The following is a 13,741-nucleotide window of genomic DNA, read 5'->3' as shown; positions in this document are numbered from 1 at the left end:
TGGCTTCCATGTTGCCGACTATGGGTTCGATCAGCGGCATCATGACCAGATCGGTTAAGGGTTGAATCTCCCCTCCCCCGAGGGCAACAGCCTCATTCATCAAGGCGTGCATATGAGCCACCATTGCTGTCTCGTTCGTTCCCCATCGGCAGCTGATATGTGGGATGGGAACTCCCCAGCGATCCACTGTTTCCGACAACGTGACCCTGTTCTGATCGGAAGGAAGCACTTCCCCATGACCAATCAGAAAACCCAAACGGCAGTCAGGATTTCTTTTTAACCACGAGGGTGGATCGAAGCGATTGATCGCTCCCCAAAGTCCATACCCCCTGGAAAATGGCAGTAAGCCATCGCGTTGTGGTGGAAGACTTCCAAAGGGAAGGAAAAAACTTCCGGCCCCCGACAACTGGCTTGAGGGATCAAACTCTTGAAGGGATTGACGGCCACTCCTGCTTGGAACTTGAAAGAAGCGGCACGTTGAGACGTGATCCATCAAGTGCCGCCCCAGGCTTGCTGAGGGATCTTGAAAGCCTCCATGCGTCGTTGAGTGTTCTGAGAGCAATAGAAACCGCAGTGAGGCAATGGTGGAAGCACAGAGAACGACTAAAGGTGCCTCCAGCTCAATGCGCTCCCCGTTGCTTTGATCGATGACAACCACTCCGCGGGCACGATTTTGATCTCTATTCATCACGAGGCGTTCTGCCAGGTGCCCTGACAGCACCTCTACGCGTCCAGTGGAAAGGGCCGCTTTGAGACTGCTTCCAGGACTGCTTGATGGCGGCCATGGGCACTCTGCCGATGGTTGATGGACGGAAAAACCGCGTGAGTGAATCATCTGGATATCAGCCGAGTTCTGGAGGGCAGCAGCCAGCTGTTGTTCTTCTGGGGTGAAACTCAGGGGTGGTGTGGTGCAACCATCTGGGAGCTGCGTCAGTCCGTCTCTGTTGCCATGCACAGCAAATTGCTTCTCCAGAGCGGAATAGTGCGGATCTAGATCTTGATGGGAAATAGGCCAGGAGTGCCCATAGCCATCCCGATCTGCAGCCTTGAATTCCAGATCCGAAAGTCGCAGGGTGATTCCACCCCAGGTCAAACTTCTCCCGCCAACTTGGCGCCCTTGGGTCCAGAGAAACGGTTGCCCTTTTGGGGTGGAGTAGGGGTAGCGCCGTTCATCGGCATAAAGAAGTGGATTGTGTTTCCAGTAGCCGGGATGTTGTGCTTGTTGTCGATGCTGACCGCTGAGAAGACCACGGACGCGCCTCAGGCTGTTGGTCGGTTCGCCCCCCAGGGCTTCTTGGGCGCTCAGGTCGGGGCCTGTTTCCACCACCAAGACGCGAACCCCAGCTTCCGCCAGCGTTTGTGCTGCCACACCTCCTGTCGCACCTGAACCGATCACAATGGCTTCGAAGGGTTTCAGTGGCACAGCTCAAGCGATGACCTGTTCTTAGTGTCCCTCTTCGTCAGCTGATCGTTTGATCGGCGTGGATGTCAATAGTTCGATGATTTAATCAGCTGATTGAATTGACATGGTTTGAGGCCCCTGATATGCCTAAGTAGCTATAAGTCTGATGAGTCAGGAGTGGTTCAAACTGTTAGTCATGATGGGGTTCTTGATGTAATAGATGAAGACTTTCTCGGTCTTGATTGCTGATAATCATTGAGAATTTAAGAGAAATTTTTGTTGGATTAATTGGATTATTTGGGATTAAGTATTGAGTAAATGATAGTCTGATCCCAATGTTTTTAGTTTGCTTTGTTTTGTGGCTGTGTTTATCAAATGAACTTTTGTTCGGAATTCCTTTTAGGTGTTGTGAAATCCTCTTTCTAAGGATGCCAGTTTTGGCACGATTCTTTAATTCTAAAAGTATTGAGAGATTCAGGCATCAAAAAACCCCTCATAAAGAGGGGTTTTGATTTGGTGGCGGGGGGGAGATTTGAACTCCCGACCTTCGGGTTATGAGCCCGACGAGCTACCAGACTGCTCTACCCCGCGTTGACTCCAAAACTATACAACTTGGGGTTCGCAACTCCAGCGATTGTGGTGGTTTACGCGCGTAGTTCTCCCTTCACTTCAAGTCTCACTCCTGGACCCATGATCAACATCTTGTCCTCCAGATCGTCCAGGCTCCCCTGCGTGATCCAATCAAGTTGGCGCAGGAGGTGGAGTGCTACAGCCTGTTTGGCACGGCGAGAGCCGTCTTCCACTTTGATCGCCACTCCTAGGCCATCGCCTGTTCTGCTCAGACACTGAACGCCTTCAGCGCCCCCTTTGCTGATCACTTGCTGATGCGAGCGAGACATGAGCTCAGTGTCGAAGCGGCCTTCTCCGGCAACAAGCTTGGGGTTCGCGAGCATGGCTCGGCTGATTTGCTCAAGCTCGGCATGGCTTGAAGCGCCGAGATGGGCATAGAGCAAGGCCATTTGCGAAAGTTGCAACAGCAGGGTGGGAGCACCGCAGTCATCGCGCTCTGCGACGAGTTCCTCTGCAGGCAGTCCAAGGAATTCCCCAACGCGTCGATTGATCTCTTGTTGCAGAGGATGGTCACCTTGCAGATAACTCTCCAATGGCCAGCCCATTTTTCTCGATGTGGCAAGGAATGCAGCATGCTTCCCTGAGCAGTTGTGCTCCAAGGGACTATGACCCCATCCAGGTATGGGGCACTGGAGAGAGTCTGTTTCTAATTGGGCGTTCCAAAGCAGTCGGAACGCTTCCCTGGCATGTTCAGCAGTTCCGGCATGAGAGGCGCAACTAATCGCCAAGCCTCGATCGCCAAAGTCATAGTGTCCAGAGGCCCCGCTGCTGATAGCAGGCAAGGCTTGAAAGGGTTTAAGGGCTGATCTCACGAAGGTTTCATGATCAGCGTGTCCAGCTTTCATCAGGATTCTTCCCTTTGAATCACAGACAACGGCATGAACTCGATGGACAGATTCCACCGATGAACCTCTTTTCAGCACGACCTCAAAAGCAGGACAGCCTGAATGTCTGGAGGATCTGCCGTAGCCAGGAGGAAGTGTCATAAAGGGGTTTTAGAGAAGTAAGGTCAGCAAAGTCACAGGACCTGACAGAGGCTGGTTCCACCAAGAATGAGCCCCGTTGTTGTGGCCATGGCTCTGCCTAGCCGTCCTAGGATTGGGCGAACTTCATGTTGAGCAAGCAGCAGATCTCGCTCGCGCCAAGACAAGGGTTTTTCCCAAACTTGACCGTCATACCAACCCGATTCTTCGTATTCAACGCGTTCAGAAAGAAGCCGCTTGTGGACGTAACTCCAACCCAACCATTGGCGTACCAATAACAACATTGGCAAAACGAGCCCAGAAACAGCACCTGCGAGGACGAGACGGATTGGATCGTGTCTCAAACTCAAACTACCGCTTGCAATCAGAACCGTGAGAGGAACGACCAGGAGCCAACTGAAGAACAAAGCTTTGTCTAAATCAATTTGTCGATGACGCGGCCAGCCAAAAAACCACGATTGGCTCAACTGGGTGAACTCTTCCTGAGGACGTTGGTCGGGAGGTACAGGACAGGAGATAGTCGCAGCCATACGAACAGGTCTCAGAGGCCTACCGATGTTTCAGGCGCTAGATGGGGACGGCGTTCACCGTGACTCCAGAACGCTTCCAAGTCGTAGTAGCTGCGTTCGTGTGATTGCAGGATGTGCACAATCAATTCGCCGTAATCGAGCAGTGCCCAGCGGCCTTCGTTCATCCCTTCTTTGCGTAAAGGGAGTCGTTTGGCTTCTTCTTCAAGACGGTCTTCCACGGATCGGGCCATTGCCTTGACTTGAACGTCGCTCTGACCGCCTGCAATCACCAGCCAATCGGCAAGGCTCGAAACCTCATCAACCCGAATGAGCTGGATATCGACACCCTTGCGATCGTCGCAAGCATCAGCTGCAAGCTCTGCCAGCTGTTCACTATCCATAGACGTTCTCGCTGGTCACAGATTGTTTGGAGCCCTGTTGCTGAGCCATTTCTGCCCTGGCTTTGCCTGCACTTTTGCGAAGTGCCTCAAGACGATCCTCGTAAAAGCTCCTCTTTTTCTTTTTGCGTGTTTGTTCCACCAAATCCTTCAGTGCTCCACCCAAGCTTTTGTAGGCATTCGGAACGCTGTAGCCGAATCGGCAAGCCAGATCAATCGCCCGCTCGTCTGCCGAGATCGCATCACGAAGGCGTTTTTCGGCATTATTTTTTAAATAAAGGCGATAGCCAGCAAACCCAGACAAGCCAAGGGCCATCAACAACAGCAGACCGTCTTGGACCCAAAGCTCACCAATCGCACCGCCAAGGCCGATGGCTAGAGCAGCCATTTCCCAACCATCTCTAGGAATGGTGTCGTTTTGGATCCGACCCACCTCGTGCCAAAACAGCAGGTTTCTGTGATCAAGCGCAAAGCTGTCCCAAAGATCAAGATCCACCTGAATCTCGACCTCATCTCTGCCGATCTCTTCAAGAGTGATCAAAGCAGGTTCCACTGCAGCAGCAGCTTCCACGAACACCCAGCTCTGCATCTCTGGTGGCAGCAACCCTTTCAGTCGCTGGAGCTCACTCATGGTGGATTAAGCACTCCTTTCCCCCAACGCTAGCGACCAACCGACCCAAAAGGTTGCTGATGAAATCTTTCAAGGGCTCCACATGGGAGTATTGGCTGGTTTGGCTGTATTGAAGGCCCATGCCCCGGCGGAACGATCTTCGTCGCATCCTCCTGTTGGGTTCCGGACCGATTGTGATCGGACAGGCCTGCGAGTTCGACTATTCAGGAACTCAGGCTTGTAAAGCCCTGAGGGCAGAAGGCTATGAGGTGATCTTGATCAACTCAAATCCGGCCTCGATCATGACGGATCCGGAAATGGCGGACCGCACCTACGTCGAGCCGCTCACCCCGGACGTTGTCACTCGTGTGATTGAACTCGAGCGTCCCGATGCGTTGCTCCCCACAATGGGAGGGCAGACCGCCCTCAATTTGGCGGTAACGCTTTCCAAAAATGGAACTCTGGATCGGTTTGGTGTTGAACTGATCGGTGCTGATCTCAAAGCGATTCAAAAAGCGGAAGACCGGCAGCTTTTCAAGCAGGCGATGGAGCGCATCGGTGTACACGTTTGCCCCTCAGGAATCGCATCTAATTTGGAAGAAGCGGAAGCGGTTGGTGCTTCGATTAGCAGCTATCCGCGCATTATTCGACCTGCCTTTACGCTCGGCGGAAGCGGCGGAGGAATCGCTTACAACCCCGAGGAATTCAGCGCTATTTGCAAGACAGGTCTTGATGCCAGTCCTGTTTCTCAGATCTTGATTGAGAAATCTCTGCTCGGTTGGAAGGAGTTCGAGCTTGAGGTGATGCGTGATCTGGCAGACAACGTTGTGATTGTTTGCAGCATTGAGAATTTGGATCCAATGGGGATCCATACCGGTGATTCGATCACCGTTGCACCGGCCCAAACGCTCACTGATCGCGAATATCAAAGGCTAAGAGATCAATCGATCGCGATTATTCGTGAGATTGGTGTGGCCACTGGGGGAAGCAATATCCAGTTCGCCATCAATCCTGCTGACGGCGAAGTGGTGGTGATTGAAATGAATCCAAGGGTAAGTCGCTCTTCTGCGCTAGCGAGTAAGGCCACTGGATTCCCGATTGCCAAGATCGCTGCCAGGTTGGCAGTGGGGTACACCCTTGATGAGATTCTCAACGACATCACTGGTAAGACACCAGCCTGTTTCGAGCCCACCATTGACTACGTGGTCACGAAAGTTCCGCGTTTTGCATTCGAAAAGTTCCGTGGATCTCCCGCTGTTCTTACAACAGCGATGAAGTCGGTTGGTGAGGCGATGGCCATTGGTCGTTGTTTCGAAGAGTCGTTCCAGAAAGCCTTGCGATCACTTGAGACTGGCCTGTCCGGATGGGGAGGTGACCGACCTGAGCCAGTGTGCTCTAAAACGGATCTTGAACGCTCATTAAGGACACCATCCCCCGATCGGATTTTGGCTGTCCGTAGCGCAATGTTGTCAGGTATGACTGATGTTCACATTCATGAACTAAGCCATATTGATCCTTGGTTTCTTGCAAAATTAAGAGGATTGATTGTTGCTGAGTCTGATCTGTTGATGGGTAAAAGTCTTGAAGATCTTGATGAGACAGCGTTGTTTAAGCTCAAGGTGTTGGGGTATTCCGATCGGCAAATTGCCTGGTTTGTTGATAGTAAAGAGCTGGATGTGCGCGAACGTAGGGATCAGTTGGGTGTGACGCCTGTGTTTAAAACAGTCGATACCTGTGCCGCTGAATTTTCGTCTTCCACTCCTTATCACTACTCAACCTATGAACGTCCCCTTCTTCGTTTGAAGCCAGATGGACAACTACAGCCTATGGCTCCATCCACTGAGGTTGTTCCTGAAACGAGACCCAAATTGATGATTTTGGGTGGTGGGCCTAATCGAATTGGGCAGGGTATTGAATTCGATTATTGTTGTTGTCATGCTTCTTTTTCTGCTCAGGATCAGAATTTTGCGACGGTGATGTTAAACAGTAATCCCGAGACGGTCTCGACGGATTACGACAGTAGTGACCGTCTTTATTTTGAGCCTCTAACGCTCGAAGACGTCTTGAATGTGATTGAGGCAGAGCGGCCCAATGGAGTGATTGTTCAATTCGGTGGGCAGACACCTCTCAAGCTCGCGTTGCCTCTCTTGAATTGGCTCACCACTCAGAAGGGGCTGTCGACCGGGACCCAGATTTGGGGAACCTCGCCAGAATCCATCGATCTTGCGGAAGATCGGGAGCAGTTTGAGGCCATTCTTCGGACACTTGAGATCCGTCAACCCCGCAATGGACTAGCCCGAAGCGAAGTGGAGGCACGGTCGATTGCTGAGAACGTTGGCTATCCCGTTGTCGTTCGCCCTTCTTATGTCTTGGGTGGGCGCGCTATGGAGGTCGTGTACGACGAGGCCGAGCTCAATCGCTACATGAAGGAAGCTGTTCAAGTTGAGCCAGATCATCCTGTGCTCATTGATCAGTACTTAGAAAATGCGGTTGAAGTTGATGTTGATGCCCTTTGCGATAAGGAGGGAACGGTTGTGATCGGTGGGTTGATGGAACACATCGAGCCTGCAGGAATTCACTCCGGAGATTCAGCGTGTTGCTTGCCTGCCATCTCCCTTAGTGAAGAGGCCTTATCTCTGATTCGCCGTTGGAGTGAGGCATTGGCGGTCACATTGAAAGTTCAAGGACTGATTAACTTGCAATTTGCGGTTCAAAGAGCTGCAGATGGGGGCGAAAAAGTATTCATTATCGAAGCCAATCCTCGTGCCTCTCGCACTGTTCCCTTTGTGGCCAAAGCCACAGGTGTGCCTTTGGCACGCCTTGCAACACGTTTGATGGCTGGTGAAACGTTGAGCCAGGTTGGTTTGCTGAAAGAGCCTGCCCCTCCTTTGCAGACCGTGAAGGAAGCGGTGCTTCCTTTTCGACGTTTTCCTGGGTCTGATTCTCTTCTTGGCCCCGAGATGCGTTCGACTGGAGAAGTGATGGGTTCTGCCTCCGATTTCGGTATGGCTTTCGCCAAGGCAGAACTAGCGGCAGGTGAAGCGCTTCCAACAACAGGAACCGTGTTTCTTTCTACCCACGATCGCGATAAGCCAGCTTTGGTGCCTGTGGCGCGCCAGCTCATCGGATTGGGTTTCCAATTGATCGCAACCTCTGGAACCGCTCAAGCGCTTCGTAAGGAAGGGTTGCAGGTGGAGTCCGTTCTCAAAGTGCATGAGGGACGGCCCAATATTGAGGACCTCATTCGTTCTGGCGGTGTGCAGTTGGTGATCAATACACCCATTGGACGCCAGGCTGCGCACGATGATCGCTACTTACGCAGGGCTGCTCTCGATTATTCCGTTCCGACCCTCACTACCTTGGCTGGTGCGCGTGCTGCTGTAGAGGCCATTGAGGCCTTACAAACTCGAACAATCGTGATTCATGCTTTGCAAGACGTGCACGCATCGCTTTCTGGCCAGTAGGGTTTTAAAAGCTTGCTGTTGATCCCTTGACTACGACCTCCGCGACAGTGATTGCTCCAGGCAGCGATTGCCGGGATGCTTTTCGTGCTGCTTATCAAAACCGTTACACCTGGGATTCAGGATTTTCTGGATATTCAGGTCGCTGCATTTGGCTACAGGGCGATCGATCTGTTGAAGGAACCTTCCGTGTTGGCGCTGATTTAAAAGCCAAGGTTGAGGGGGTCTCTGACCCTGAAGTTGAAAAGGCGTTTGCCTCGCAATTGTGGGAAGTTTGTATTCATCGTGTGCGTCGTACATTTGAACAGACCCATTCTGAAAATACATTTACCGCTGGCGATTGCACAGATGAAGGTCTCGAAGTCATCATTGGCGGAAAAGGTCAAGGTGATAAATATCGAATTAAAGATGATGTTGTGACGATGGTTCACCGTCACATTCATGGAACCGTGGTCACGATCCACACCATGAGTACAACTGATACTGGGGAGGGTTATCTAAGCCATACCTACACCAGCGAATATGCAGATCCCAAAACGGGTGAGCCAAAAGGTGGAAAAAGCACGTTCGAGGATCAGTTCGCTCCCCTTCCAGGAAATGGGCCTTGGACCCTTGCCTCACGTCGCATCACTACGGCTGCCGGCGCTGGCTCAGAGGCCTCTGAGCAGACGTTTTTGTTTGAAGACTTGCAGCCTCTGGCGTAACACGCCAAAAGCTGGGCATACTGCCCACAGCTTTTGATATTTAGTGAATTCTCTGCTTTCTGCAATTAATGGCTTCGTTTGGGGGCCGTTCACCCTTTGGTTAATCGGCCTCACTGGCTTGTATTTAATGTTGGGGCTGAAATTTCAGCCCCTACTCCGTATTGGATTTGGTTTTCGCGAAGCGATCGCATCCATCCGCAGTAGCAGTGGTGATGGTGATGTCAGTGCCTTTAAAAGTCTGACGACTGCGTTAGCTGCGACGATTGGCACGGGAAATGTTGCAGGCGTTGCAGGAGCAATTGCGGTTGGTGGTCCTGGGGCAGTGTTCTGGATGTGGCTGATCGCCCTTGTGGGTATGGCTACGAAATATGCGGAATCACTTTTGGCAGTTCATTACCGCGAAGTGGATGAGCTTGGTGAGCATGTAGGTGGTCCGATGTATTTCATACGCAATGGACTTGGTAAAAACTGGGCATGGATGGGTTGGTTGTTTGCCTTCTTTGGTGCCCTTGCTGGATTTGGGATCGGTAATGGGGTTCAAGCCAATGCGATGGCTGAAGCCTTGCAAGTGTCGTTTGGGATCCCACCGTTGTTGACCGGCATCGTCGTCGCTTCGATCACCCTGGCGGTTCTGATTGGAGGAATTGAGAGGATTGGTCAGGTCACTCAGATTGTTGTACCAGTGATGGCAGCTGTGTATGTCATTGGAGCGCTAGTCATTCTCGTCGCCAATCTGGATCAGATTCCTGGAGCCTTTGGTCTTATTTTTTCCAATGCCTTCAATGGAGAGGCTGCTGCTGGTGGTTCACTCGGCGTGGTGATTCAGCGCGGTATTGCGCGTGGTGTGTTCTCGAATGAGTCAGGTTTGGGCACAGCGCCGATTGCTCAGGCTGCGGCAAAGCCAGGTGATCCTGTTCTTCAAGGCTCTGTGGCGATGATTGGAACGTTCATCGACACCATCGTGATCTGTTCGATGACAGCTCTTGTGATCATTATTAGCGGTTTGTACTCCCAGGCGGATTATGTTTCAGGGGCTCAAAATGTATCTCTCACAATCAATGCTTTTGGAGCTGCACTTCCTGGTTTTGATTGGATTGTTGTTTTCGGCACAATTTTCTTCACGTTGACAACAATCTTGGGATGGGGTTACTACAGCGAGAAGTGTCTTGAATATATGGCTGGGGTGAAGGCAATTCGCCCTTTCAGGTTTGTATGGGTTGCTGTTGTTGTCTTTGGTGCTGTGGCTTCAGGAGGTGTGATCTGGACGATTGCCGAGATTCTTAATGGTCTGATGGCTATCCCCAACCTGATCGGATTGCTGTTGCTTTCCCCAGTCGTATTCCGATTGACACGTTCCTACGACTTCAAGACTCGTCAACAATCAACCACAATCAGTTGAGGGTTTTGCTGGTATCACAATGTCATTCAGATTGTTGATTCCTTAGCAATTTGTCTGGAACCAACACCGGTTTTCTTTCTAATAAAACAGCCTCCTGGTCTTGCCGGGAGGCTGTTTTTGTGTGAAGAGAGAGACTCAGACAGTTGAAAGATCAGGCTGCGTTCTCTAGAGGCGTGACGTCCTTGAGTCGTTCGTTGAGCTGCATGGCCATTGACTGGCGTCCAACGGCGAGCACTTTGAGGGTGTCCTCATGCATACGGAGTTGGGCATCAGCAACCTGCATTCCTCTAACGAGCTCTTTGAGATCATCTGGGAGCTTATTGAGGTCGTAGCGTTTGCCTTCAAAGGTCAGAATTGGATTCTGGTCTTGGGAAACGGAAGAGCTGGTCATCAATGGCAAGCAAATGCCAAGATCCTATTGGCTGGTGCGTTGGTTGAAACCATTCATTCGTTGATGCGGATGAATTGTCGTTCGCACAGTTCTCGATATCTGCCGCCCTGACTCATCAGATCGTCATGGCTGCCCTGTTGGCTAATTCGACCATGTTCAAGAACAACAATGAGATCGGCTTCTTGAACCGTTGCCAAACGATGGGCAATCACAATCACGGTTCGACCCAGCATGGCTTGCTTGAGCCCAAGTTGAACAGCGGCCTCCGCCTCTGCATCAAGGGCACTGGTCGCTTCGTCCAATAGCATCACAGCCGGATTTCCAAGCACTGCCCTCGCAATGGCAATGCGCTGTAGTTGTCCGCCTGAAACGTTGGTGCCTCGCTCTTGAAGACGGGTGTTGTAGCCGTCTGGAAGACGGATGATGAAGTCATGGGCGTTGGCAAGCTTTGCAGCTTGATGGAGCTGTTCCTGCGTGGCCTCTCGGCCAAATCGTATGGCTTCCGCGATCGTTCCAGAAAACACGCTGCTGCGTTGGGGAACAAGAGCCACTTGTTGTCTCAGGTCGCGCGCGCAGACCTGGCTGAGATCTTTGTCGTCAAAAAGAAGCTGACCTTGATTAACGCGATTAAACCGCAGGAGTAGAGAAAAAAGCGTCGTTTTTCCAGCGCCTGAAGGTCCAACGAGGGCCACCACCTGTCCGGCCTTAATGGAGAGGTTGAAGTCTTGAAGAACGGGTTGGCCTGGTATGTAAGAGAACTCGACTTGATCGAAGTTCAAATTTCCCTGCAGGCGACCAATAGGAATCGACGGGACAGGATCTGCCGGTTCCGAGGGTTCCTTTTCGATTTCACGCAAACGGCGCAGTGAGGATTGTCCCTGCTGAAATTCGTTGTAATTCGCAGTGACATGGGCGATTGGATCGATCAGCAGCACCAAGCCAGTGAGGTAGCTGATCAGTTCAGGGACTGAAAGATCACCGCTACTGATTCTGATCGCTGCTAAGACCAGGACTGTGGCGAAACCCAGGACCTCAATGATCCCGACTACGGGATGTTGGAGGGCAACAAGACGATAGGTGTTGTAGCGAGCTTGCCGGTGCTGATCGATTTCTTCTTCAAAACGGCGTTCCAACCAGGGCTCTGCGGCAAAGGCACGGACGAGAGGTAGCCCTTCAATGGCCTCTCCCAGCAGACCTGCCAGTTCACTGACCTTTTTTTGACTTCGTTCAGTGGCGATCATCACCCTTGCCCCAAACAGGCTGATCAGCCACGCAACAAACGGGGCGAGGAGCAGGATCGCAAGCGTTAATTTCCAGTCAAGCCAAAGCATGTAGCCAAGTACAGCCACCAATTGCAGAGCACTTGGGATGCTGTCGTGGAGAGTTTTGTAAATCACCTCGCTCACACGATCAGCATCTTCTGTGAGCCGGTAGGTGAGATCGCCGGACGACATTTTCTCCAAGGCACCGAGCTGCACCTTCTGAAGCCTTTGAAAGAGGTCTCTTCTCAGTGACTGGCTGACTTGTAAAGCGGGTCCTGCAAGCAGAGAGTCTTGGCCAAATTGTGCCAGTTTTTGGATCGCGAAGACCAGCAGAACGAGTCCGATGACCGGGAGGATTCGCTTGAGATCACCCGATCCCACATCGGGCAACAGCCTGCCCATCAGTCGCATCAACACCAGTTGGCTGCTGACAAAAACCAGCATGCAGAGAGTGCCGATCGTCAGCAGTCGCCTGTGAGGTCGCAGCAGTGGAATCAACCTGCGGAATCCCGCTTCTGATGGCTTCAGCATCAGGTCAGACTATCAATGGCGATTGGACCGATTGGTGCAGGAATGAGACTTGATCAATTCCTTAAATGGATGGGCTGGGTCGCGACTGGTGGAGAAGCCAAGTTGAGGATTCAGGGGGGTGACGTGTCCGTGAATGGCGAGCTTGAGCAACGGCGTGGCCGACAACTGAAAGCTGGTGATCGGGTCCAAATGGGTGTCGACTCTGCCGAAGTTTCGGATTCTTTTCAGGCTGGGCACTAAGTTGTCAGCTGCTGAGCTGCAGAGGAAGGAAGCGTGCGCAAACCGGTGATTGCTGGCAACTGGAAAATGCACATGACCTGTGCGCAAGCTAAGGCCTGGATTGGCACGTTTCTTCCCCTGATTGAAGAGCTGCCCAATGACCGACATCTGGTGGTGGCGCCCCCGTTTACGGCGATCAGCACGCTTGCTGAGCTGAGCCAAGGAACCCGCCTTGAACTGTCCAGTCAGAACGTGCACTGGGAGGGAGAGGGCGCTTACACCGCTGAGATATCCCCGAGCATGCTCAAGGAGCACAACGTCCAATATGCAATCGTTGGCCACAGTGAGCCTCGCAAGTATTTCAGCGAGAGTGATGAACAGATCAATCACCGGGCTCGATCAGCTCAAACCAATGGCTTAATCCCGATTGTTTGTGTCGGTGAAAGCGACGAACAGCGCAATCGGGGTGAAGCGGAGCGGGTCATCCGTCGTCAGGTTGAGCAGGGCTTAGAAGGTCTGGACCCCAGCCAGCTTGTTGTGGCCTATGAGCCGATCTGGGCGATTGGTACCGGTAAAACGTGTGAAGCCAGTGAAGCCAATCGCATCTGTGGATTGATTCGTAGCTGGGTTGGCTCACCAGATTTGATCATTCAGTACGGGGGGTCGGTGAAACCAGGCAACATTGATCAGTTGATGGGCATGAGTGATATCGATGGGGTCTTGGTTGGCGGTGCCTCCCTGGATCCTGAAGGTTTCGGGCGGATCGCGAATTACATCAAGAGCTGACGGTCGATGCGCTGGCCGAAGGATTGGGGCACGCGCACTGCCGTGATGGGAGTGATCAACCTCACTCCTGATTCCTTTAGCGATGGTGGTCAATTCAATCAATTAGAGAAGGCATTGGCTCAGGCATCGCGACAGATCGCTTGCGGGGCTGATTGTTTGGATCTGGGAGCCCAAAGCACCAGGCCTAATGCCATGGAAGTGGGAGCGGATGAGGAACTCAAGCGTCTCTTGCCAACGCTGAGGGCGATTCGTGCAGCTCACCCCAAGGTTTTGATTTCGGTTGATACCTTTCTTGCGAGAGTCGCCAACAAGGCTCTTGAGGCTGGTGCTGATTGGATTAACGATGTCAGTGGTGGACGACGTGATTCAGAGATGTTGTCTCTGATTGCCGATGCTGGCTGTCCATTTGTTCTGATGCATAGTCGCGGAACCAGCCAAACGATGGATCACTGCACG

At 52.1% G+C, this 13,741-nt stretch carries 13 protein-coding genes and 1 tRNA gene; 6 read left to right on the top strand and 8 right to left on the bottom strand.

Features of this window, described 5'->3' with window-relative positions:
* From NCN04_RS02350 to NCN04_RS02325, 6 genes are all read right to left on the bottom strand, one after another.
* Nucleotides 1-1,423, bottom strand: a 1,423-nt coding sequence (locus NCN04_RS02350; RefSeq protein ID WP_250395065.1) for an FAD-binding protein, incomplete at its 3' end; no start/stop codon positions are given.
* Between the two features lie 493 nt (nt 1,424-1,916).
* Nucleotides 1,917-1,993, bottom strand: a tRNA-Met gene (locus NCN04_RS02345).
* A gap of 53 nt (nt 1,994-2,046) precedes the next feature.
* Nucleotides 2,047-3,018: an asparaginase gene (locus NCN04_RS02340; protein WP_048346352.1), complete on the bottom strand. Its 972-nt coding sequence runs from the start codon at nt 3,016-3,018 to the stop codon at nt 2,047-2,049.
* A 32-nt stretch (nt 3,019-3,050) separates the two neighbouring features.
* Complete coding sequence (locus NCN04_RS02335) at nt 3,051-3,545, bottom strand: CGLD27 family protein (protein ID WP_250395064.1); 495 nt, start codon at nt 3,543-3,545, stop codon at nt 3,051-3,053.
* A gap of 11 nt (nt 3,546-3,556) precedes the next feature.
* On the bottom strand, nt 3,557-3,925 hold the full coding sequence (gene rsfS / locus NCN04_RS02330) for a ribosome silencing factor (protein WP_250395063.1): 369 nt from the start codon (nt 3,923-3,925) through the stop codon (nt 3,557-3,559).
* The gene (locus NCN04_RS02325) at nt 3,918-4,553 is read right to left on the bottom strand and encodes a DUF3318 domain-containing protein (RefSeq protein ID WP_048346355.1); all 636 of its coding nucleotides are present in this window, start codon (nt 4,551-4,553) and stop codon (nt 3,918-3,920) included. Before NCN04_RS02325 ends, rsfS begins: the two co-directional genes overlap by 8 nt.
* Nucleotides 4,554-4,672: 119 nt before the next feature.
* Between NCN04_RS02325 and carB the strand changes: the two genes are divergently transcribed.
* The 3 genes from carB to NCN04_RS02310 are packed head-to-tail and all read left to right on the top strand — an operon-like array spanning nt 4,673 to nt 10,096.
* Nucleotides 4,673-7,996, top strand: a complete 3,324-nt coding sequence (carB, locus tag NCN04_RS02320) for a carbamoyl-phosphate synthase large subunit (RefSeq protein ID WP_250395062.1) — start codon at nt 4,673-4,675, stop codon at nt 7,994-7,996.
* Nucleotides 7,997-8,022: 26 nt separating this feature from the next.
* Entirely contained in the window at nt 8,023-8,697 is a 675-nt protein-coding gene (locus NCN04_RS02315) for a DUF3386 domain-containing protein (protein ID WP_048346357.1), read from the top strand.
* Between the two features lie 43 nt (nt 8,698-8,740).
* A complete protein-coding gene (locus NCN04_RS02310) occupies nt 8,741-10,096 on the top strand; it encodes an alanine/glycine:cation symporter family protein (protein ID WP_048346358.1) in 1,356 nt (451 codons plus the stop codon).
* A gap of 151 nt (nt 10,097-10,247) precedes the next feature.
* On the opposite strand, the gene NCN04_RS02305 is transcribed toward NCN04_RS02310, so the two are convergent.
* Both NCN04_RS02305 and NCN04_RS02300 read right to left on the bottom strand, forming a co-directional pair.
* On the bottom strand, nt 10,248-10,487 hold the full coding sequence (locus NCN04_RS02305; protein ID WP_157028564.1) for a DUF6447 family protein: 240 nt from the start codon (nt 10,485-10,487) through the stop codon (nt 10,248-10,250).
* 53 nt (nt 10,488-10,540) lie between these two features.
* Nucleotides 10,541-12,280: an ABC transporter ATP-binding protein gene (locus NCN04_RS02300; protein WP_250395061.1), complete on the bottom strand. Its 1,740-nt coding sequence runs from the start codon at nt 12,278-12,280 to the stop codon at nt 10,541-10,543.
* A gap of 15 nt (nt 12,281-12,295) precedes the next feature.
* Here NCN04_RS02300 and NCN04_RS02295 point away from each other — a divergent pair, with 15 nt between their 5' ends.
* From NCN04_RS02295 to folP, 3 genes are all read left to right on the top strand, one after another.
* Entirely contained in the window at nt 12,296-12,520 is a 225-nt protein-coding gene (locus tag NCN04_RS02295; protein WP_048346361.1) for an RNA-binding S4 domain-containing protein, read from the top strand.
* A gap of 33 nt (nt 12,521-12,553) precedes the next feature.
* Nucleotides 12,554-13,285, top strand: a complete 732-nt coding sequence (tpiA, locus tag NCN04_RS02290) for a triose-phosphate isomerase (protein WP_048346362.1) — start codon at nt 12,554-12,556, stop codon at nt 13,283-13,285.
* A gap of 6 nt (nt 13,286-13,291) precedes the next feature.
* A partial coding sequence (folP, locus tag NCN04_RS02285; RefSeq protein WP_250395060.1) for a dihydropteroate synthase occupies nt 13,292-13,741 on the top strand: 450 nt, incomplete at its 3' end.

The organism is Synechococcus sp. MU1655, assembly GCF_023630655.1.
GTDB lineage: Bacteria > Cyanobacteriota > Cyanobacteriia > PCC-6307 > Cyanobiaceae > Synechococcus_C.
The sequence above is the reverse complement of the archived record's forward strand: the minus strand, read 5'-3'. Positions and strand labels throughout refer to the sequence as shown.

Bases quoted from the DNA above. Each gene is read 5' to 3' on its own strand.
- NCN04_RS02340 (WP_048346352.1), bottom strand. From the start codon at position 3,018: ATGACACTTCCTCCTGGCTACGGCAGATCCTCCAGACATTCAGGCTGT.
- NCN04_RS02335 (WP_250395064.1), bottom strand. From the start codon at position 3,545: ATGGCTGCGACTATCTCCTGTCCTGTACCTCCCGACCAACGTCCTCAG.
- rsfS (WP_250395063.1), bottom strand. From the start codon at position 3,925: ATGGATAGTGAACAGCTGGCAGAGCTTGCAGCTGATGCTTGCGACGAT.
- NCN04_RS02325 (WP_048346355.1), bottom strand. From the start codon at position 4,553: ATGAGTGAGCTCCAGCGACTGAAAGGGTTGCTGCCACCAGAGATGCAG.
- carB (WP_250395062.1), top strand. From the start codon at position 4,673: ATGCCCCGGCGGAACGATCTTCGTCGCATCCTCCTGTTGGGTTCCGGA.
- NCN04_RS02305 (WP_157028564.1), bottom strand. From the start codon at position 10,487: ATGACCAGCTCTTCCGTTTCCCAAGACCAGAATCCAATTCTGACCTTT.
- NCN04_RS02300 (WP_250395061.1), bottom strand. From the start codon at position 12,280: ATGCTGAAGCCATCAGAAGCGGGATTCCGCAGGTTGATTCCACTGCTG.
- NCN04_RS02295 (WP_048346361.1), top strand. From the start codon at position 12,296: ATGGCGATTGGACCGATTGGTGCAGGAATGAGACTTGATCAATTCCTT.